The 21570-nt window shown below is 66.4% G+C and carries 17 protein-coding genes; 15 read left to right on the forward strand and 2 right to left on the reverse strand.

From position 1 onward, the window contains the following. Positions 1-45: 45 nt before the first annotated feature. The 14 genes from AC13EK_RS21275 to AC13EK_RS21340 all read left to right on the forward strand — a co-directional run bounded on the left by AC13EK_RS21275 (position 46) and on the right by AC13EK_RS21340 (position 17603). Complete coding sequence (locus AC13EK_RS21275) at positions 46-1266, forward strand: XrtA/PEP-CTERM system-associated ATPase (protein ID WP_069337209.1); 1221 nt, start codon at positions 46-48, stop codon at positions 1264-1266. Between the two features lie 32 nt (positions 1267-1298). Further along, positions 1299-2147 carry an XrtA system polysaccharide deacetylase gene (locus tag AC13EK_RS21280; protein WP_081331704.1) on the forward strand — a complete coding sequence of 283 codons (849 nt, stop codon included), beginning with the start codon at positions 1299-1301 and terminating at the stop codon, positions 2145-2147. Beyond that, on the forward strand, positions 2144-3214 hold the full coding sequence (locus tag AC13EK_RS21285) for a FemAB family XrtA/PEP-CTERM system-associated protein (RefSeq protein ID WP_069337210.1): 1071 nt from the start codon (positions 2144-2146) through the stop codon (positions 3212-3214). The genes AC13EK_RS21280 and AC13EK_RS21285 overlap by 4 nt, the downstream gene beginning before the upstream one ends. Positions 3215-3274: 60 nt before the next feature. Then, a complete protein-coding gene (locus AC13EK_RS21290; protein ID WP_069337211.1) occupies positions 3275-4348 on the forward strand; it encodes a FemAB family XrtA/PEP-CTERM system-associated protein in 1074 nt (357 codons plus the stop codon). Further along, complete coding sequence (locus AC13EK_RS21295) at positions 4345-5574, forward strand: TIGR03087 family PEP-CTERM/XrtA system glycosyltransferase (RefSeq protein WP_069337212.1); 1230 nt, start codon at positions 4345-4347, stop codon at positions 5572-5574. The genes AC13EK_RS21290 and AC13EK_RS21295 overlap by 4 nt, the downstream gene beginning before the upstream one ends. Continuing rightward, positions 5571-7106 (forward strand): exosortase A, encoded by a 1536-nt coding sequence (gene xrtA, locus AC13EK_RS21300; RefSeq protein WP_069337213.1) that lies wholly within the window; start codon positions 5571-5573, stop codon positions 7104-7106. Before AC13EK_RS21295 ends, xrtA begins: the two co-directional genes overlap by 4 nt. A 10-nt stretch (positions 7107-7116) precedes the next feature. Continuing rightward, entirely contained in the window at positions 7117-9012 is a 1896-nt protein-coding gene (locus AC13EK_RS21305; protein ID WP_069337214.1) for an XrtA/PEP-CTERM system amidotransferase, read from the forward strand. 344 nt (positions 9013-9356) lie between these two features. Continuing rightward, entirely contained in the window at positions 9357-10727 is a 1371-nt protein-coding gene (locus tag AC13EK_RS21310; RefSeq protein ID WP_069337215.1) for a sugar transferase, read from the forward strand. Positions 10728-10729: 2 nt separating this feature from the next. Continuing rightward, complete coding sequence (locus tag AC13EK_RS21315; protein ID WP_069337237.1) at positions 10730-11857, forward strand: glycosyltransferase; 1128 nt, start codon at positions 10730-10732, stop codon at positions 11855-11857. Positions 11858-11934: 77 nt separating this feature from the next. Further along, positions 11935-12687, forward strand: a complete 753-nt coding sequence (locus AC13EK_RS21320; protein ID WP_069337216.1) for a class I SAM-dependent methyltransferase — start codon at positions 11935-11937, stop codon at positions 12685-12687. Between the two features lie 14 nt (positions 12688-12701). After that, a complete protein-coding gene (locus tag AC13EK_RS21325; protein ID WP_069337238.1) occupies positions 12702-13982 on the forward strand; it encodes an MATE family efflux transporter in 1281 nt (426 codons plus the stop codon). Beyond that, positions 13979-15118 carry a glycosyltransferase family 4 protein gene (locus AC13EK_RS21330; protein ID WP_069337217.1) on the forward strand — a complete coding sequence of 380 codons (1140 nt, stop codon included), beginning with the start codon at positions 13979-13981 and terminating at the stop codon, positions 15116-15118. Before AC13EK_RS21325 ends, AC13EK_RS21330 begins: the two co-directional genes overlap by 4 nt. Further along, on the forward strand, positions 15115-15861 hold the full coding sequence (locus tag AC13EK_RS21335; protein ID WP_069337218.1) for an FkbM family methyltransferase: 747 nt from the start codon (positions 15115-15117) through the stop codon (positions 15859-15861). The genes AC13EK_RS21330 and AC13EK_RS21335 overlap by 4 nt, the downstream gene beginning before the upstream one ends. Next, positions 15861-17603 carry an MFS transporter gene (locus tag AC13EK_RS21340; protein ID WP_483022379.1) on the forward strand — a complete coding sequence of 581 codons (1743 nt, stop codon included), beginning with the start codon at positions 15861-15863 and terminating at the stop codon, positions 17601-17603. Before AC13EK_RS21335 ends, AC13EK_RS21340 begins: the two co-directional genes overlap by 1 nt. Before the next feature lie 9 nt (positions 17604-17612). Here AC13EK_RS21340 and AC13EK_RS21345 read toward each other — a convergent pair whose 3' ends face one another. Beyond that, the gene (locus tag AC13EK_RS21345; protein WP_069337220.1) at positions 17613-19301 is read right to left on the reverse strand and encodes an amidohydrolase; all 1689 of its coding nucleotides are present in this window, start codon (positions 19299-19301) and stop codon (positions 17613-17615) included. Between the two features lie 8 nt (positions 19302-19309). Next, the gene (locus AC13EK_RS21350; protein WP_010339958.1) at positions 19310-20179 is read right to left on the reverse strand and encodes an NAD(P)-dependent oxidoreductase; all 870 of its coding nucleotides are present in this window, start codon (positions 20177-20179) and stop codon (positions 19310-19312) included. Between the two features lie 97 nt (positions 20180-20276). Here AC13EK_RS21350 and AC13EK_RS21355 point away from each other — a divergent pair, with 97 nt between their 5' ends. Then, entirely contained in the window at positions 20277-21524 is a 1248-nt protein-coding gene (locus tag AC13EK_RS21355; RefSeq protein WP_004212176.1) for a threonine ammonia-lyase, read from the forward strand. Positions 21525-21570 lie beyond the last annotated feature (46 nt).

Genomic DNA, 21570 nt, shown 5'->3' on the forward strand with positions numbered 1-21570 from the left:
ATAAGGGCGTCTATGCGACGCCGGCATGCCGGATGGAGACGACAGATGTACGATCAGTTCTATGGATTGCAGGGCCGCCCGTTCCAGCTGACGCCGGACCCGCATTTCTATTTCGAGAGCACGACGCATCGCAAGGCACTGTCCTATCTGGGCTATGGTCTGGCGCAGGGCGAGGGCTTCATCGTCATCACCGGCGACATCGGCGCCGGCAAGACGACGCTGGTCGGCCATCTGATGAGCACGATCGATCCGGCGCGCCTGACCGCGACGAAGATCGTGTCGACCCAGGTCGAGGGCGATGACATGCTGCGCCTTGCCGCGCAGAGCTTCGGCCTGGCCACCGACGGCGTCGCCAAGGCGCAGATATTGCGCCAGATCGAGGCCTATTTGCAGGCGCAGGCCCGCGCCGGCCGCCGTTCGCTGCTGATCGTGGACGAAGCGCAGAACCTGCCGGTCTCGGCGATCGAGGAACTGCGCATGCTGTCCAACTTCCAGTTGGGCGGCCAGTCGCTGCTGCAGATATTCCTGCTCGGCCAGCCCGAATTTCGCGACCTTGTCCGGTCGCCCGAGCTGGAGCAGCTGCGCCAGCGCGTGATCGCGACCCATCATCTCGACCCGATGCTGCCGCAGGAAGTCGAACCCTATATCAGCCATCGCCTGACGCTCGTCGGCTGGACCGGCAATCCCTATTTCACCGACGATGCGCTTGACGCCATCTATGCCGCCACCGGCGGCGTGCCGCGCCGCATCAACGCGCTGGTCAGCCGCGTGCTGCTGCTGGGCGCGCTGGAGCAACTGACCGAGATTGACGGTCAGGCGGTCCAGGCAGTGATCGAGGATATGGGCGTGGACGAGGATGTCAGCGCCGAACCGATCGCGCCGTCCGTGCTGGATACCGCCGGCGAAACCGCGCCGGAACCGATCGCACCGGCCGAACCGGTTGCCGCTGCCCCCGCGCCGCAGGCGGTTGCCTGGCAGGCGCCGGCGCAGCCCGATCTCGTGTCGCCCGCCGTGCATGAGGAGATTGAGGCGCTGCGCGCCGAGATCGCCGCCCTGCGCGCGATGCAGAACCATGCCTCCTATGCCGCGCCGACGGTCGATCCCGAAGCCTTGAAGGGCTGTTTCGCCCTGATCGAGGAGCGCCTGTCGGGCCTTGAATTCCGCGTGGAGGAACAGGATGCGGCGCTGCGCCGCGTGCTGACCCTGCTGGTCGACTGGGTCGAGCGCGACGAACGCGCCGCCGATCCGGAGCGCAACGCCGCCTGATCGCGCCCGCGCGGCAACACCGGGACAAGATCATGATGCACAATGCCCTGTCCGTCGATGTCGAGGACTGGTTCCAGGTCGGCGCGTTCGAGCGCACGATCAGCCGTGCCGACTGGGATGCGCTTGCCCACCGGGTCGAACGCAATACTGATGCGGTGCTGGATCTGTTCGCGCAGGCCGGTGTCACTGGCACCTTCTTCACCCTGGGCTGGGTAGCGGAACGTTATCCCGCGTTGATGCGGCGGATCGCCGCAGCCGGGCATGAAGTGGCCAGCCATGGCTATGACCATGCGCGGGTCTTCACCTTCACCCCCGAACAATTTCGCGCCGACCTGCGCAAGTCCCGTGCGATCCTGGAGGATGCGAGCGGGCAGAAGGTGTCGGGCTATCGCGCGCCCAGCTTCTCGATCGACCCGCGCACGCCGTGGGCGCATCCGATCCTGGCGGAAGAAGGCTATGCCTATTCCAGCAGCGTCGCGCCGATCCGGCATGATCATTATGGCTGGCCCGATTCGCCGCGCTTCGCCTGGAAGCCGGTGGCGGGATCGGATCTGCTCGAACTGCCGGTCACCACGGCAAAGCTTGGCCAGCGCACGCTGGCGGCCGGGGGAGGGGGCTTTTTCCGCCTGCTACCCTATGGCTTTTCACGCTGGGCGATCCGCCAGGTGAATGGCCAGGCGCAGCGGCCCGCCATCATCTATTTCCACCCCTGGGAAATCGACCCGGATCAGCCGCGCGTCGCCGGCGCGCCGCTGCGCTCGCGGGTGCGCCATTACACCAATCTGTCCGTCATGGCCGCCAAGCTGCGCCGCCTGACCCAGGATTTCGCCTGGACCCGCGTCGACGCGCTGGTTGCGCAGGAAGCGGCGCGCGCCACATGATCGCGGGCAACCGGGCCGATCTGGCGATCACCACGCTGGACCTCAAGGATCCGGCGCAGGCGCAGGCGGCCGATGCCTATGTGCTGGCCAATTGCGCCAGCACGCCCTTTCATCGCCCGGCTTGGCTGATCGCGATCGAGCGGGCGACCGCAAACCGGGCGCTGATGCTCGCGGCGGTCGCGCCATCGGGCCAGATTTGCGGCCTGCTGCCGCTCCAGCATGTGCGCAGTCGCCTGTTCGGCCAGGCGCTGGTGTCCGCCGCCTTCGCCGTCGATGGTGGCATATTGGCCGATGATCCGGCCGTGATCGCCGCCCTGGCTGCTGCCGCCCGGAATGAGGCGCGGGCACGCGGCGATATGCCGGTCGAACTGCGCGGCGGTGCCGCACCGGGGGAGGGGTGGCGCGTTTGCGAGGGCGAGCATGTCGCCTTCGTCCGCCCGCTCGCCACCGATGACGAGGCCGAACTGCTCGCCATCCCGCGCAAGCATCGCGCCGAACTGCGCAAGGCGCTCGCCAATCCCGCGCTCAGCGTCGATCATGACCGCTCCTCGGCGAATCTGCGCGACCATTATCGCATCTATGCCGAATGCGTCCGCAACCTCGGCACCCCGGTCTTCCCCGCGCGCCTCTTCCGCGAGGTAATCGCCGCCTTTGGCGCGGACGCCGACATCAGCATCGTGCGCGATGGCGATCGCCCGGTCTCGGCGGTGCTGACCCTCTATCATGGCGACCGGGTGATGCCCTTCTGGGGTGGTGGCGGCGCCGATGCCCGCCGGCTGCGGTCCAACGAACTCATGTATTACCGGCTGATGGGCCATGGCCGCGTGCGCGGTGCGGGCCGGTTCGACTTTGGCCGGTCCAAGGTCGGCAGCGGCCAGGCCGCCTGGAAGAAGAGCTTCGGCTTCGATCCGCAGCCTCTCGTCTATTATGACTGGTCGCCCACCGGCCAGTTGCGCGACGTCAGCCCGACCAGCGCAAAATATCAGCGGCGGATCGAACTGTGGAAGAAATTGCCGCTGCCGGTCGCCAATCTGCTGGGGCCGATGATCAGTCGGGGCCTCGGCTGATTACCATATATTCAGCCCTTCGGGCCTATGTTGGTGCCAGGGTACTGAGGGAATGAGCAGATGAATGCGATTGTCGATCTGAGCGTCATCGTCGGAGAGGCGCGCCTGTCCGATCCGGCTGTCGTGGCGGAAATCGATGCCTGGGTCTGCGCCCAGCCGGGCTCGACGCCCTTTCACCGACCGGCCTGGATCATGGGTGTGGAGGCCGGCACCGGCCAGAAGGCGATCATGCTGGTCGCCCGCACGCCCTCGGGCGAGATCAACGGCGTGCTGCCGCTCACCCATATCCGTTCGGCCCTGTTCGGCAAGGCGCTGGTCGGCAGCGGCTTCGCGGTCGATGGCGGCATCCTCGCAACCCATCGCAAGGCGATCGCCAAGCTGGCCGATGCCGCCTGGTATCAGGCGGAAAGACTGGGTTGTGACACGCTGGAACTGCGCGGCGGTGAAGCGCCCGGCGGCGCCTCATGGCAGAACAAGGCCGACGCTTATCTCGGTTTCTCCCGCGCGCTTGCCGCCGGTGACGAGGCGGAACTGAAGGCGATCCCCAAGCGCCACCGCGCGGAAATCCGCAAGGGCCTCGGCAACGACCTCCAGTTCGAGACCGGGCACGACCAGCGGCTGCGCGATATCCATTATCGCCTCTATTGCCAGAGCGTCCATAATCTGGGCACGCCGGTCTTTCCGCGCGCGCTGTTCGATGCGATCCTCGACCGGTTCGGGGCGGATGCGGACATCGCCATGGTGTCGAAGGACGGCAAGCCCCTGTCGGCGGTCATCAGCCTCTATCATGGCGGCGCCTGCATGCCCTATTGGCATGGCGCCGGGCTGGAGGCACGGGCGATGCGCTCCAACGAAGTCCTCTATTTCACCCTGATGCGCCAGGCTCGCGAGCGCGGCCTCACCCATTTCGACTTTGGCCGGTCGAAGGTCGGCACCGGCCCCGCAGCCTGGAAGAAGACATGGGGGTTCGAGGGCGATCCGCTCGGCTATCATCTGCGCACCGCGCCGGGCAAGGAGACGCGTGACGTCAACCCGCTCTCGCCGCAATATCGGCGCAAGGTGGAATTGTGGAAGAAGCTGCCGCTGCCCGTCGCCAACCTCATCGGTCCGCATATCGCGCGGGGCCTTGGATGACGGGCGAGCTTCTTTTCCTCTGCCATCGTATCCCGTTCCCGCCCGACCGGGGCGACAAGATCCGGTCCTATCATCTGCTCCAGCGGCTGGCGCAGATGGCGCCGGTCCATGTCGGCTGCTTTGCCGATGATGATCGCGACATGGGCTTTGCCCCGGACATGGCGCAACTGACGGCCAGCCAGTGCGTGTTGATGCGCGACCGTTCGCGCATCGTCGCCGGCCTCTCGGGTCTGGCGCGCGGCCAGTCGCTGCTGGTGTCGCTGTTCGATCATCCGGACCTGCATCGCTGGGTCGCGCAGGTCATGGCGGAACGGCCGATCCGCGCCGTCATTGCCTATTCGGCGCAGATGGCGCATTTCGTGCCCATGCTGCCGGCGGGGGTGCGGTTCCTGATGGATTTCGTCGATTTCGATTCGGCCAAATATGCCGCTTATGGCGCGCAGGGTTCCGGCCCGATGGGCTGGATCAACCGCCGCGAGGGCCGCGTGCTGCTCGATTTCGAGCGTCAGGTCGCGGCCCGCGCCGATATCTGCAGCTTCGTTAGCGAAGCCGAAGCGGCGCTGTTTCGCGATGCCTGCGGCCTTGGCGCCGACCGGATCGTCGCGCTCGAAAATGGCGTGGCGCTCGACTATTTCGACCCCGCGGCCGATTTCCCGGCCGTCGAGAAGGGGGCAGGGCCGCTGATCGTCTTCACCGGCCAAATGGATTATCGCCCCAATGTCGAGGCGGTGGAGAGTTTCGCGCGCCAGACGTTGCCCGCTATCCAGGCCGCACGCCCCGACGCGCGCTTCGCCATTGTCGGCCGCAACCCATCGAAGCCGGTGCAGGCGCTCGCCGATCTGCCGGGCGTCATCGTCACCGGCGGCGTGCCCGATGTGCGCGGCTGGCTGGCCGCTGCCGATCTGGTGGTCGCGCCGCTGCGTATCGCGCGGGGTATCCAGAACAAGGTGCTCGAAGCGATGGCGATGGCCCGTCCGGTCGTTGCTTCGCCCCAGGCTGCCGAAGGCATTGATGCGGTCGATGGCCGCGATTTCCTGATCGCGGCCGATCCGGCGGCCGAAGCTGGGACGATCCTGTCGCTGCTCGCCGATCCGGCGCGAGGGGCTCAGCTCGGCCTCGCCGCCCGCCGCCGTGTCGAGGACCGCTATCGCTGGTCGGCGACGCTCGGCGGTCTGCCCGACCTGCTGCTCGGCGCGCCGGGCAAGGCCGACCCGCAGGCCGCATGACCGATCGCGCCCGTTCCCTTGCCGACATGCCGCGCATGGCCCTTGCCGGCTGGCGTGGCCATCTGACCGCGCTCGGCGTGGTCGCGGCTGCCATCCTGACGCTCTTCTTCGACGATCTCTATTCGATGGTTTCGATCTGGTGGAACGCGTCCACCTTCGGCCATTGTCTCTTCATCCCGATCCTCATCGCCTGGCTGGTGCAGCAGCGTCTGCCCGGCCTGCGCCAGTTGGAGCCGGTCGCCTGGCCGCCGGGCCTGATCTGGCTGGGCCTTGGCGCCTTTGCCTGGCTGCTCGGCGCGGCGGCGGGCGTCGCGATGGTCCGCCATGGCGCGCTGGTCCTGATGCTTCAGGGCGCGGTGATCGCGCTGCTCGGGCCGATGGTGGCGCGCGCCTTGCTCTTCCCGCTCTTCTACGCCTTCTTCATGGTCCCCTTCGGTGAGGAGATCGTGCCGCATCTCCAGCTGGTGACGGCGCATCTCTCGATGATGTTCCTGACGCTGGCCGGCGTGCCCGCCCATATGGAGGGCATCTTCATCACCACCCCGACCGGCTATTTCGAGGTGGCGGAGGCCTGTTCGGGCGCCAAATTCCTGATCGCCATGACCGCCTATGGCGCGCTGGTTTGCAATGTCTGCTTCCAGAGCTGGCCGCGCCGCATCCTGTTCATGGTCGGGGCACTCACCTTGTCGGTGCTGGCCAATGGCGTGCGCGCCTTCGCCACCATATTGGTCGCCCATCTGACCACGGTGGATGCCGCCGTCGGTTTCGACCATGTCGTCTATGGCTGGGTGTTCTTCGCGATCATCATGATCATCGTGATGGCGACCGCTTGGCCATTTTTCGATCGCAAGCCCGGCGACCCCTGGTTCGATCCCGTGCCGCTGCAGCGCCCTGTCCGGCGGCAGGCGCCGGCTGGTATGCTGGCGGCCATCGCACTCGGCATCATCGTTGCCGCGCCGCTCTGGCTGGCGGCCACTGCGGCCACTGCCCGGCCGCTGCCATCGCGCATCGATCTGCCGGCGGTGCCGGGCTGGACCCGCACCAGTGCCGCCCAGACCTATCCCTGGAAACCGCGCTTCGATGGCGCCGATCATTTCATCTCGGGCCGCTATGCCAATGCGCACGGACAGGTCGTGGACCTCGTCGTCGCCGCCTTTGACCGGCAGGAGGACAAGCGCGAACTCGTTGGTTTCGGCCAGGGCGCGGTCGATCCCGACAAGGAATGGACCTGGTCCTCGCCCGCACCGGCACCCACCGACGCACGCGGCGAGCAGATCACCGGTCCCGGCCCGCTGGTCCGCCATGTCGTCAGCTTCTATGTGGTGGGGCAGGGCGCACCGACCGGCAGCAAGCCGGAGGTGAAGATCCAGACCATGCTGGCCCGGCTGCTCGGTCGTGATCCGCGCTCGGTCGCGATCCTCGTTTCCGCCGAAGAGCATCCCGGCCATCCCTCCGACGCGGCGATCTCTGCCTTCCTGCGCGATCTGGGCAATGTGAAGGAATTGGCTGACCGCAGCGCGGGCATAGGCTAGGACCGTAACAATGTGCGGAATTGCGGGCATCTTCCATCTCGAAACGGCCAAGCCGGTCGATCCTGCGCGGGTGCGCGCCATGCTGGACGTGATGCCGCATCGCGGCCCGGACGGCAGCGGCATCTGGACCGCACCGGGCGTGGGCCTCGGCCATCTGCGCCTGTCGATCATCGACCTTGGCGGTGGCGCCCAGCCGATGCTGACCGAGGATGAAAGCCTGGTCGTCACCTTCAACGGGGAAATCTACAATTTCGCCGAGGTCCGCGCCGAACTGGAGGCGAAGGGCCATGTCTTTCGTACCGACAGCGATACCGAAGTCATCCTGCACGGCTATCGCCAATGGGGCGAGGAATGCGTCAATCGCTTCAACGGCATGTTCGCCTTCGCCCTGTTCGACGCGCGCGCCCAGTCGCTCTGGCTGGTGCGCGACCGGCTGGGGGTCAAGCCGCTCCATTATGCCCTGCTGTCGGATGGCAGCCTGATCTTCGGATCGGAACTGAAGAGCCTGCTTGCTCATCCGCTGCTCCGCCGCGCGCCGGACCTGAGCGCGGTCGAGGATTATCTGGCCTATGGCTATGTCCCTGACGATGCCTGCATGGTCGCGGGCGTGCGCAAGCTGGGCGCGGGCGAGACGCTGCGCCTCGTGCGCGGCCGTCCGCTGCCTCATCCGCAACGCTATTGGGACATCAGCTTCGCCGATCGCAGCAAGGCCAAGCCCGAGGCGCTGGAGGAGGAACTGGTCGCGCTGATGCGTCAGGCGGTGCGCTCGCGCATGGTGTCCGACGTGCCGCTCGGCGCCTTCCTGTCCGGCGGCGTCGACAGCAGCAGCGTCGTCGCGCTGATGGCGGAGGCGTCGAACCAGGCGGTCAAGACCTGCACCATCGGCTTCGACGTCGCCAGCCTGGACGAAACCGCCTATGCCGACCGGATCGCGCGGCGCTTCGCCACCGATCACCGCACGCGCATCGTATCACCCGATGATTATGGATTGGCCGACACGCTGGCCTTCCATTTCGACGAGCCCTTTGCCGATGCCTCCGCGCTGCCGACCTACCGGGTCTGCGAACTGGCGCGCGAGCAGGTGACGGTGGCCCTGTCCGGCGACGGCGCGGACGAGGCGTTTGCCGGCTATCGCCGCCACCGCTTCCAGATGCAGGGGGAAAGGCTGCGCGGCCTGATCCCCGCGTCGGTGCGCGAACCCTTGTTCGGGACGCTGGGCCGCTATTATCCCAAGGCCGACTGGGCGCCGCGCCCGCTGCGCGCCAAATCGACCTTCCTCGAACTGGCCGGCGACGGTGGCGAGGCCTATGCCGCCTCGGTCGGGGTCACGCCCCATGCGCTGCGTCAGCGTCTCTTCAGCCAGGACATGAAGAGCCGACTGGGCGCCTATCGCGCCGAGGATCGCTATATCAAGGCGATGGCCAATGCCCCGGCGCGCGATCCGCTCGATCGCGCCCAATATGCCGATATCCGCATCTGGCTGCCCGGCGACATCCTGACCAAGAGCGACCGGATGAGCATGGCCGTCAGCCTGGAGGCGCGCGAGCCGCTGCTCGACCATCGGCTGGTCGAATTTGCCGCCCGCCTGCCGGTGGCCCAGCGCATTCGCGGCAATAGCGGCAAATATCTCATGAAGAAGGCGATGGAGCCCTTCCTGCCGCAGGATATTCTCTACCGCCCGAAAATGGGCTTCGTGACGCCGATCAGCGCCTGGTTCCGCGGCGCGCTGGCGGGTGAGGCGACGGCGGTCGCCGGCGGCTCGGCGCTGGCCCGCACCGGCTGGTTCGACACGAAGATGCTCGCCAAGGTCGCGGCCGATCACAAGGCTGGCATGGCCGATCATGGCCGGCTGCTCTGGCAAATGGTGATGCTCGACAAGGCGCTCGGCCGGCTGTTCGGCGCGTGACCGGCGTATTGCGCGCGCCTTTTGGCAGTTTTTTGGCGTTGATAGGGCCGTGGCTGATCTGGCTAGGCTTTGCGCATTTCGTTCGGCCTCATTGGTATGGGAGCTTGGCCGCCATCGCCGCTGCGACACTGTCGATCTTCGTGGGGCTATATGGTCTATGGCTATGCCTTCCACCTCGGCCGAACGGTAAATCGGTATGGCAACTGACCCTTTTTATAATCTATGCCGTCGGGATCGTAATTGCGCAGCCGATTATCGGTCTCGTGTCGATTTGCACGACAGGTGACTGCATTTAGGGTGCGGGCCTTGCAACCGGCCCCGCCCGGTGCCAACGGGACAGCATAATGATCATGCAGGGCGCCTCATTGACTGTCTCGAAGGAAATTGTGCGGCTGCGCCTCTATGCGCTGTGCCTGGCCGGCGACATGGCGGGGCTGTTCATCGCCTTCCTCCTCGCCAATTTCCTGGTCGTCGGCGCCTTTCTGGGCGAACCGGGCAAGCCCCATGGCCTGGTGATGTTCTCGATGGTCGCGCCGCTCTATGCGATCCTCGCGGTGCAGGGCGGTGCCTATGGCATCAACACGCTGGATCGCGTGCGCCGCGGCATCTTCCGCGCGCTGCTGGCGCTGGCGCAGGCGGCGCTGTTGATGTTGCTGATCGTCTATCTGGGCAAGATCGCCGAACAGCTATCCCGTCTGACCTTCCTCACCGGCCTGCTGCTGGGCGCCGCAACGCTGGCGCTGGTGCGTCTGGCCGTCGCGCGCCTCGCCGTCCGGCTGCTGGGCGATGTTCCGCATCTCACCGCCGTCATCATGGACGGGGTCGCGATCGAGACCGGCGCCCATATGGAGGTGATCCAGGCGGACGCCGCCAATCTCCATCCCGAACGCCATGATGCCGACATGGCCGCACGCCTGGCCGCTGCGGTCGGCATGGCGGAGCGGGTGATCGTCGCCTGTCCGCTCGAACGGATGGATGACTGGTCGGCGGCACTCAAGTCGCTCTCGGCGCGGGGCGAGATCGTCGTCCCCGAACTGCTGCGCTTCGCCCCCGCGCGGGTGGACGAGTTTGACGGCCAGCCGACGATCATCGTCGCCGGCGGCCCGCTGCAATTCCGCGACCGCCTGATCAAGCGGCTGTTCGACATCATCGTCGCCACCATTGCCACCATCGCGCTGTCGCCCGTCCTGTTCGGCGCCGCTCTGGCGGTGAAGCTGACCAGCCCCGGCCCGATCCTCTTCCGCCAGCCGCGCATCGGCAAGGATGGGCGGCCCTTTTCCATCTACAAGTTCCGCTCGATGCGGACCGAGGCGAGCGACCACAAGGCCGCAACGCTGACCAGGCGCGACGATGATCGTGTGACCCGCGTCGGCGCGTTCCTGCGCAAGACCAGCATCGATGAACTGCCCCAGCTCTTCAATGTGCTGAACGGCGACATGAGCGTCGTCGGCCCGCGCCCCCATGCCGCCGCCGCCAAGGCAGGCGACAGCCTCTATTGGGAGGTCGATGCCCGCTATTGGGAACGGCATTGCATCAAGCCGGGCATGACCGGCCTGGCCCAGGTGCGCGGCCATCGCGGCGCAACCGATCATCATCAGGATCTGATCGACCGGCTCCAGTCGGACTTGGAATATGTCAGCGACTGGTCGATCTGGCGCGACCTGCGCATCATCGTCGCGACGCTGGGCGTGCTGGTCCATCACAAGGCCTATTGACCGTGACCAACCTGCTGCTCGCCCTCGTCCTGCTGGCCTCGTTGGTCGCCGTCGCCTGGCCCTTCCTCTTTTATCCGCTGATCCTGCGGATGCTGCCAACCCGCGCGGAAACGCCGGTCGCCTGCCCGGTGCCCAGCGCGTCGCTGCTTTTCTGCGCCTATAATGAGGCGGGTGCGATGCCGGAAAAGCTCGCCAATCTGGCGATGCTGAAAGGCCGGCATCCCACGCTCGAAATCCTCGCCTTTGACGATGGATCGTCCGACGAGACCGCCGCGCTGATCGCGGCGCAGGGCGATCTCGTCACTTTGCTGCGCGGGCCGGGTCGCAGCGGCAAGGCGCATGGCATGAAATTGCTGGCCGCCCGTGCGCGAGGCGACATACTGATCTTCACCGACGCCAATGTGCTGCTGGATGCCGACGCGATCGATAATCTGCTCGCCCGCTATGCCGATCCCGATATCGGCGGCGTGCTCGGCTCGCTCCATTATCTGGGCGAGGGCGACAGCGCGACCGCCGCCGTCGGCTCGCTCTACTGGCGGATCGAGGAGCGACTGAAGGACGAGGAGTCGCGCACCGGCAATGTGCTGGGCGCCGACGGCTCGATCTTCTCTATCCGTCGCTCTCTCTATCCGGAATTTCCCGATAGCGTGCTGGACGACCTCACCGTCTCCATGGCGGTGGTCTTCGCCGGCAAGCGGCTGGTGAAGGCGAAGGATGTGATTGCGCGCGAGCGGCTGGTGACGGGGCGCAAGGACGAATATCGGCGCAAGGTGCGGATCGCCGCGCGCGCCTGGCACACGCACAGCCATTTGCGCCCGCAACTGCGCCGCATGGCCGCGATCGACCGGTTCAAATATGCCTCGCGCAAGATCGTGCGCTGGTTTGGCGGCGCCTTCATCCTGACCGGCGCGATCGCCGCAGGCGCGCTGGCACTGCGCCTGTCGCCCATGCTCTACATGCTCGGCGCGATCGGCCTTGCGCTGCTCGCCTGGATCGGCCTGCGCTCGCGCGGCGGGCCGCTTGCCGCGCTGGTCGACATCATGATCGCCTATGCCGCCACCTTGCAGGGCGTGCTCAAGGCGATGAGCGGCCGCACCGTCACAATCTGGAATCCTGCCCAGTCGCGATAGTCTTTCGCGTTGATCCCCTCTCGCCAAAGCCGCGCCATATTGTATAGGCCGGAAGCTGATACCGAGCGGAGAATGGCGTGATTACTGTCCAGCGGGTGGCCAAGGCCGCCGGCAAGCATCTGACCAAATTGGGTCTCGACCTGCGCAAGGCACTGGGTGCCTCCGCCAATCGCGGCTGCCCGGCCTGCGGCATGACGGTCGTCGGCTTCTTCCGCTATGGCGACAATGGCGAATGGGGCTGCCCCAATTGCAGCGCTTCACCGCGCGAGCGGCTGATGAACTATCTCCTCATGAAGGGCGTGCTGACCGTGCCGACCGACGGCGCGATCCTGCACATGGCCCCCAATGAAGGGAGCCTGGTCAAGCGCTTCTCTGCGGCGGCCGACTATGTCCCGGCCGATCTTGATCCCGCGCGCTATACCGTGCCCGGCATGCACAAGGTCGACCTGATGGCGCTGTCCGACACCGATCGATACGACCTCTTCTATGCCAGCCATGTGATGGAGCATGTGCCCGATGACATGGCCGTGCTGCGCAATATCCTGCGCGCGCTCAAGCCCGGCGGCGAAGCCTGGCTGATCGTGCCGCTGTGGGACAAGCCGACCGAGGATGGCAGCTTCGACATCCCCCCGCGCGAGCGCGAACGGCGCTTTGGCCAGTGGGACCATGTCCGCCAATATGGCCTCGACTTTGCCGATCGCATCCGCGCCGCCGGCTTCGCGCTGGAGGAAATCGACGCGCGCGACATCGACGCCGACACGCGCCATTTCTATGCGCTCGATGATCGGCTGTTCCGGGCGCGCAAGCCGCTGGGAACAGCGACGCAGTGAGCATGCTCGCGCGGATGGAGGCATCCGCCCGCATGCTCGCGCTGGTCAAGCTCGCCAATGTCGGGCTGGTGATGATCTGGGGCTTCGCCGTCACCTTCGTCTTCGTGCGGGTGCTGCCGCTGGCGGAGTTCCAGGCCTTCCTGCTGCTCGTCGCCTTCGGCAATTTCACCATCTCGGCGGAATTCGGCCTCACCAGCATCATCTATGCGCGCCTGCGCCGCTTCTGGCTGGGCAGCGATGAGGAGGCCGATGGCGGCTTCCGGCTGGAGGAAATGGGCGTGCTCTTCCTCTTCCTCGGGCTGCTGATCGCCGGCGCGGTCGTCCTCCTGCTCGGCGCGCTGGCGCTGGGCGGGCTGCATACCGCCATGCCGATGCTGTTCCTGCTCTTCTTTCTCACCGCCTGTCTCAACCTGCCGGCCTTGCTTGCCAAGCGGGCGCTGGCGGCGATCGACGGCAATTTCCTGTGGGAAGGGCTGGATTGCGCCCGCCGCCTGGCGACGATCGGCCTGCTGGCGGCGATCCTGTTCGGGCTCGACCCGCGCCTGTCGGTCGCGTTGCAACTGGCGATCAGTGTTCTGGTGATCGGCTATGCCATCGTCCATGTCCATCGCCGCCTCAATATGCGCCGCAGCCACTGGTTCGCCTTCCGTGTCGGCGGCGGCCATGTGCGCCGCCATTATCTGCGCGATATCGGCGCGTCGGCGGCCTTCACCGTGTCGGACATCGTCGCCTATAACGCGCCCTATTTCACCATCGCCATGGCGACCAGCGATGCCCGGCCGATGTTGCTGTTCGACTTCTTCTTCAAGATGTCGCGCTCGCTCTCGATGCTGGTGCGCGCCATGGTGGAAGCGGCCCTGCCGCGCATCACCCGCGCCTATCATGCCGGCGAAGGCGCGCGCGTGCGCCAGCTTCTGACCCGTGCGCTCGGCGCCGCGCTCTTCTTCGCGCTCGCCGGTTCGGCGCTGCTGATGCTGATCGGCGGCTGGCTGTTCGACAAGCTGTTCGACGGCCGAGCCGCGATCGACCAGGCCGACCTTGGCCTCACCGCGCTGGCACTGGTCGCGCTGTCGGTCATCTGCGTCTCGGTCTATGTCCAGGCCGCGCTCGGCCGCTTTGCCCATCTGCTCCAGCGCTCGCTGCCTTTCCTTGCCGGTTCGCTGCTCAGCGTTCCGCTCGCCGGCGCGCTTTGGCCCGATCGCTTCGATCTCGGCTTCCTCGGCCTCTATGCCCTGACCCTGATGCTGGCCGCCGGCCTCCATCTCGCCTCGCTGCGCCGGCTGGTGCGCGCATGAAGATTGCCATGCTCGATCCGTCGCTCTTCACCGGGCGCTATGATGACGGGCTGTGCGCCGGCCTGGCGCAGGCGGGGGCGGACGTCACCCTGCTCGGCCGGCCGATGCGCGCCACCGATGCGATCGTGCCGCAGGGCTATAGCTACGCCCCGCGCTTCTTTCGCCGCAGCGAGGCCCTGCGCGATCGGCTGGGGGAGGGGCGCGCCTTCCGTCTCGCCAAGGCGGCCGAATATGGCCTGACCTGCGCGCTCGGCAATCTCGACGCGATGACCGGCGCGGACGTGACCCATGTCCAGTGGCTGCCGCTGGCGCCGGCCGACCGGTTGATGCTCGATCGGCTCAAGGGCCGCACCGCGCTCGTCCACACCGTCCATAATGCCGATGCCTATCATGCCGACAGCGGCCTGCAGGGGCGCGGCTATCGCGCGCTGCTCGATCGCTTCGATGCGCTGATCGTCCATGGCGACACGACGCGCGGGGCGCTGGTCGGGCAGGGCGTCGATCCCGCGCGCATCCATGTGACGCCGCACCCGCCGATGCGCCTTGCGCCCGCCACCCCGGCGGACCTCGCCGCCATTCCCGAACCCGCCGCGCCCCGCATCCTCTTCTTCGGCACGATCCGCCCGTACAAGGGCGTCGACCTGCTGGTGGAGGCCTGCGTGTCGCTCTGGCGCGCGGGCCATCGCTTCGAACTGGTGCTGGCTGGTAAACCCTTCATGGATGTCGCCCCGATCCTCGATCCGGTCCATGCCGCCGGCTTCGGCGACCGTCTCATCACCGATTTCGGTTTCCTCACCGAGCCTCGGCTGGACGCGCATATGGCGAAAGCCGACCTGATGGTCTTTCCCTATCGCCATATCGATTCGAGCGGCGCCTTCCTGTCGGCGTTGCACCATGGCAAGGCGATGGTGACGTCGGACGCCGGCATGTTCGGCACCCTGCCGGACGGCGTCACCACGCGGGTTCCGGCCGGAAATGCGGCGGCGCTCGCCCAAGCCCTCTTGCCGCTGATCGAAAGCGCGGCCATCAGGCAGGCAGCGGGTGCGCGGGCGCGCGCCTATGGAGATATTATGGGCAATTGGAAGGACATGGCCTTGGCGACGATGGATATTTACCGCCAGGTGCTGCGCGCATGAACCGCTATGTCCGCGAATTGTCGGACCGCGCGCTGGCCCTGCGCCTAGCGCTGGCCGGCCGCGTCCATCAATATCCCGAAATCCAGGCGCTCAAGCGCTTCCTGTCCGCCTTCGCCATCGACTGCCTGTTCGACGTCGGCGCCAATCGCGGCCAATATGCGACCATGGCGCGCAAGGATGCGGGCTTTGCCGGCACCATCCTCTCCTTCGAGCCGAACCCGGACGTCTTTGCCGAACTGAGCAAGGCCGCCGCGTCGGACCGTAACTGGCATGTCTTCAACATGGCCCTGTCCGATTTCGACGGCGCCGCCAGCTTCAACATCATGGCCGCCGACCAGTTCAGCTCGCTGAAGGCGCCGTCGGGCGCACAGGACGCGATCTTCGCCGATCGCAACAAGGTGATGAAGACGGTGGAGATGCAGTGCCGCCGGCTCGACAGCCTGCTGCCCGAACTGCGCGCCGCGCATGGCTTTGCCCGGCCCTTCCTCAAGATGGACACGCAGGGCCATGACCTGTCGGTCTGCGAAGGGGCGGGGAGCGTCATCGCCGACATGGCCGGCGTCCAGACCGAACTGGGCGTGCGTCCCATCTATGAAGGCGGCACCGGCTATCGCGCGATGATCGACTGGCTGGAGGCGCGCGCCTTCGTTCCCTCCGCCTTCTTCGCCAACAACAAGGGCCATTTCCCGCTGCTGGTCGAAATGGACGGCATCTTCGTCAACAAGGCGCTGCTGGACAGCTGATGCCGAAGGGAATGCCCTTCGTCAGCGCGCGGCGCCTGTTCCTTGCCGGGGCGATCGGCCTCGCTTTGTGGCTGGGTGCGACCTTCCTCTGGCATGTGACCTGGCGTCAGGGTGTCAGTCTCGCCGTCATCCTGTTTCTGGACCAGGATTTCCCGGCGCTGATGATCGGCCTGTTCCTGCTGGCGCTGGCCGCCCCCTTTGCGGAGGGGATGGGCTTTCGCCTGCCACAACCGCGCGCGCGCATCATCGTGCCGATTGTCGTGCTGCTCGGCCTTGCCGCCTGGGCCGGCCATTATGCCCTGTTCCAGGATTATTCGGTTTCTCGCGACGAGGAAGTGGCCCGCTTTGCCGCCGCCTATATGCGCGAAGGCCTGTTCGCCCGGCCGATCCCGGTCGAATGGGAACCCTATCGCCGGGCGATCATGCCCGAATTCTTCTCGCCCTTCGGCGCCGCCGATTACTGGACCGCCGCCTATCTGCCGGTGAACAGCGCGATCCAGGCCCTGTTCTGGCAGATCGGCGACCCCAATCTCGCCGGCCCGGTCTTGCTGGTGCTCGGCCTCTTCTCGCTATGGCGGGTGGCGCTCCATCTCTTCCCCGACCGGCCCGATGCCGTCTGGGTAACGATGCTGCTGGGACTGTCCTCGGCCCAGCTCTGGGTCACGGCGATGACCCCCTATGCCATGACCGGCCATTTCGCATTGAACATGGTCTGGCTGGCGCTGGTGCTGCGCGGCGGCATTGCCGGCCATCTGTCGGCCGGCGTGGTCGCGCTGATCGCGGCGGGGCTGCACCAATGGCATTTCCCGCCCATCTTCATCGCTCCCTTCATCCTCTGGATGCTGCTGGCGCGGCGCTGGACCGTGGCCGCCTTCCACGCGCTGACCCTGGTCGCGATCGTCATCGTCTGGGCCAAGATCTGGCCCGGATTCCTGCTTCATTCGCTGGGCGCGCCGACCGATGTGCGTCCCTCCGCCGGCGTCGCGGACAAGGTGGGCAGCCTGTTCCAGCGTCTGGGCGATCGCTGGCAACCACTGGTCAATCTCAGCCGCTATGCCGCCTGGAACAATATATTGATGGTGCCGCTCGCGGGCCTGGGCGTGCTGGCGATGCGCTGGCGCGATGCGATCCGCGGGCGCGAGATCGCCTTGCCGCTGGCGCTGGGCTGCCTTGCCGGTTGCCTGCTGGCGCTGGCGCAGGGCTATGGCTGGGGCTTCCGCTATGCCCATGGCTTCATCGGCCCCTTCTGCCTGCTCGGCGGACTTGGCTGGGCGCGCTTCCGGCCACAGGGCGCGATGCGGCCAATCTTCATCGGTTTCTTGGTGACGCTGCTGACCGCCGGCTTCCTGGTCTGGCGCACCCATGTTTTCGTCGAGCCCTATGCCGCCAGCCACCGGATGATCGACACCTCGCGTGCCGATGTCGTGCTGGTCGATCCGCGCGGCGGCCTTTACGTCACCGATCTGGTGCGTGGCCGCAACGGCGTGCCGGGCAAGCCGATGGTGATGAACCTTGGCATGCTGACGCTCGATCAGGTGGATGAGCTGTGCAAGACCTATGTGGTCGAGCTGTTCGACCGCGCCGAATTCCGCCCGCTCGGCGTGCCGCTGGCGCGCTGGAACCTCGGGCGCATGGACACGCTGCGCGCCCATATGAAGCTGGCCGGTTGCGATCGCCCGGTCCAGCCGCCGTTGCCCGAGACGATCGACGACGCCATGAACGCCGCCGACAACGCAATGTGAGCGAAGGGGCTACTGCCCCTTCACATAGACCCGCTTGCCGTTGATCCAGGTTTCCAGCACCTGCGTGCCGCGAATGTCGGTCGGGCTGGCCGTCTCGATATTGCGGTCGATCAGCAGGAAGTCCGCCCGCTGCCCGGGCACCAGGCTGCCGAACTTCTTCTCGGCAAAGCCGGCAAAGGCCGCCTGCCGGGTAAAGCCGTCCAGCGCCGCCTCGAAGCTCACCTTCTGCTCGGGCATCCAGCCGCCGGCCGGCTCGCCCTTGGCGTCCTGTCGCGACATGGCGGCAGCGATACCGGGGAAGGGATTGGGGCTTTCGACCGGCACGTCCGAACCGAATGCCAACGGCACCTTATTGTCCAGCATCGCCTTCCAGGCATAGGCGCCCTTCAGCCGTGCCTCGCCCAGCCGCGCCGTTGTCATGCGCCAGTCCGACGTTTCATGCACCGGCTGCATCGACGCGATCGTGCCATAGCGCGCAAAGCGCGGCAGGTCGGCCGGATCGATGATCTGGGCATGTTCGACCCGCCAGCGCCGGTCGCCGCTATAGGTGTCCGACATTTCCTGAATGGCGTCGAGTATCTCGCCATTGGCGGCGTCGCCGATCGCGTGGACAGCAACCTGGAAATTGTCCATCGCCGCCCGGCTCATGATGTTGCGCAACTGGGTCGACGGGATCATCGGCAGGCCGCGCTGGCCGGGCGCATCGCTATAATCCGCCTTCAGCCAGGCGCCACGCGATCCCAGCGCGCCGTCCAGCAGCAGCTTGATCCCGCCCATGCGCAGATGATCGTCATACAGCCAGGGCGTGGGTTCCGGCCCGGCGATCAGCACCATATTGTCGAGGCCATAGGCATAGGACATGATCCGCACGCGCAGCGCGCCGCGATCGGCCGACCGGCGGAAGGCCTGCCAATCCTGGATGCTGGTGCCCATGTCGGCAATGCCGGTGATCCCCACTGCCAGCAGTGCGCGCTGCGCCTTTTCCAGCGCATTGTCGCGATCCTTGGGGGCAGGGGCGGGCACGACCTTCTGGATCAGGTCCATCGCCTTGTCGACGAAGACGCCCGCCGGCTTGCCCACCGCCATCTCGATCCGCCCGCCAGCCGGCGCCTTGGTCGTCGCGCTGACGCCGGCCGCGCGGATGGCCGCGCTGTTGGCCCAGCCCGCATGGCCGTCGATCCGCTCCAGCCAGACCGGGATGTCGCCCACGGCCGCGTCCAGTTCGGCGGCGGTCGGGAACCGGCCCAACCCCCATGTCTCCTGGTTCCAGCCGGTGCCGATGATCCATTTGCGGCCGGTATTTTCCTGCGCATAGGCGCGGATCTTCGCCTGAGCTTCGGCCAGCGATTTCGTGTCGGACAGGTCCAGCGTGATCAGCGACAGGCCAAGTCCCATGACATGGCCATGCGCGTCGATCAGGCCGGGGATCAGCGTCTTGCCGCCTGCGTCCAGCTTGAAGCTCGGGCCTTTCGGTCGCTCGGGCCAGGGCTGGCCGCGCTTGGGCTTCTTGGGCTTGTACTCGGGCTCCTGATAGCGGCCCTGGATCAGCTTCTCGACCTTGCCCTCATCGTCGATCATCAGCGCACCGAAATGGACGATCTTGCCATCCGGTCCGATGGCGATGCCGTTCACATTGTCGATCACGCCCGATGCGTAAGCGGGCATCGGCAGAGCAAGCGCGGCGATCGCCGCCAGCATCGTCTTCCTCATGCGCGGGTGATCCGCCGCACCAGCGCGCTGGTGTCCTGCCGATGGCCGCCCATCGCCTGCACGTCGGCGTAATATTGATCGACCATCGCCGTCACCGGCAGGGTCGCGCCATTGGCCCGCGCTTCCTCCAGTGCCAGCCCCAGATCCTTGCGCATCCAGTCCACCGCAAACCCGAAATCGAAACTGTCCTGCGCCATCGTCTTCCATCTATTGTCCATCTGCCAGCTTTGCGCTGCGCCCCCCGAAATCGCCTCGAACACCTTGTCCAGGTCCAGTTCCGCCGCCTGGGCAAAGCGCATCGCTTCGGCCAGGCCCTGCAGAACGCCGCCGATGCAGATCTGGTTCACCATCTTCGTCGTCTGGCCCGCGCCGGCCTTGCCGACATGGACGATGCGCGCGGCATAGGCCTGCATCACGATCGTCGCGGCCGCCACTGCCGGGGCGGACCCGCCGCACATGATCGACAGCCGGCCATTTTCGGCGCCCGCCTGTCCGCCCGACACCGGCGCATCGACGCAGTGCAGGCCCAGGCTCTCGCCCTCGACGGACAATTGCCGCGCGATCCGCGCCGACACGGTCGTATGGTCGATGAACAGGCCGCCCGGCTTCATCGTGCGGAACGCGCCTTCGCGCCCCAGCGTGATCTGGCTCAGGTCATCGTCGGTGCCGACGCAACTGATGACGATGTCGGCCTCCTCGGCGGCCTTGGCCGGGCTGATCGCGACCTCGCCGCCATAGGCCTCGGCCCAGCTCTTGGCCTTGCCGATCGATCGATTGTAGACGGTCAGATGATGCCCCGCCTTGGCCAGATGCCCCGCGATCGGGCCGCCCATGACCCCCAGGCCGATAAACGCGATATTAGCCATAAGCCTCGTACATTTCGTGCGTGCAACCAAGCCATAGGGCCAGTTTTCGGCAAGTGCCAGTTTCTTCACCGGCAATTTTGCGTTAGGGCGCTGCGCCATGAACACGCTGAGCAAGATAGAGGGCGCCCTGCCGCTGCCCGTCACCGTCGATGACATCCTTGCGGCCCGGACACGCATTTCCGGGTCGATCGTCAAGACGCCGACGCTCATTAGCCAGACCTTCTCGCAAATGCTTGGCTGCAACGTCTATCTGAAGTTCGAAAATCTCCAGTTCACCGCCGCCTATAAGGAACGCGGCGCGCTCAATCGTCTGCTGCAACTCGATGAAGCGGCCAAGGCCAAGGGCGTGATCGGCGCCTCGGCCGGCAACCATGCCCAGGGCCTTGCCTATCATGGCAAGCGCCTTGGCGTGCCCGTCACCATCGTCATGCCCACCACCACGCCGATCGTGAAGGTCACCCAGACCCAGGGTCATGGCGCCACCGTCGTCCAATATGGCGAGAAGTTCGACGACGCCTATGCCCATGCCCGCAAGCTGGAGGTGGAGCAGGGCCTGACCTTCATTCATCCGTTCGACGAGCCCGACATCATCGCCGGCCAGGGCACGGTCGGTCTGGAAATGCTGGAGGATGCGCCACAGATCGACACGCTGATCATACCGATCGGCGGCGGCGGCCTCTTCTCGGGCATCGCAACGGCGGCGCGCGCGATGAAGCCGGATATCCGCCTGATCGGCGTGCAGGCGGAGCTGTATCCGTCGATGTATGATTTCATCAAGGGCGCGGACCTCGCCTGCGATGGCGATACGCTGGCCGAGGGGATCGCGGTGAAGCAGCCGGGCGAACTCACCCGCCGCTTCGTCGAGCGTCTGGCCGACGATGTGCTGCTGGTCACCGAACGCCGGCTGGAGGAAGCGGTCAGCCTGCTGCTCCAGATCGAGAAGACGGTGGTGGAGGGCGCCGGTGCCGCCGGCCTGGCCGCGCTGCTCAGCTATCGCGAGCAGTTTGCCGGTCGCAATGTCGGCCTGATCCTGACCGGCGGCAATATCGACACCCGTCTGCTCGCCAATGTGCTGCTGCGCGATCTTGCCCGCTCGGGCCGTCTCGCCCGCCTGCGCATCATCCTGCAGGATCGGCCCGGCGCGCTGTTCCATGTCGCCCGCATCTTCGATCAGGAAGCGGTCAACATCCTGGAACTGTCGCACCAGCGCATCTTCACCAATCTGCCGGCCAAGGGGCTCAGCCTCGACGTCGAGTGCGAGACCCGCGATGGCGCCCATCTCCAGCGGCTGATCACGGCGCTGGGCGCGGCGGGTTATGAGGTCGCGCCGATCGAGGTTGCCTGATTTTGGGACATGCTTAACCATCGGTAAAAATTTCGTGGTAAATGAC

The organism is Sphingobium sp. L-44, from assembly GCF_056859495.1.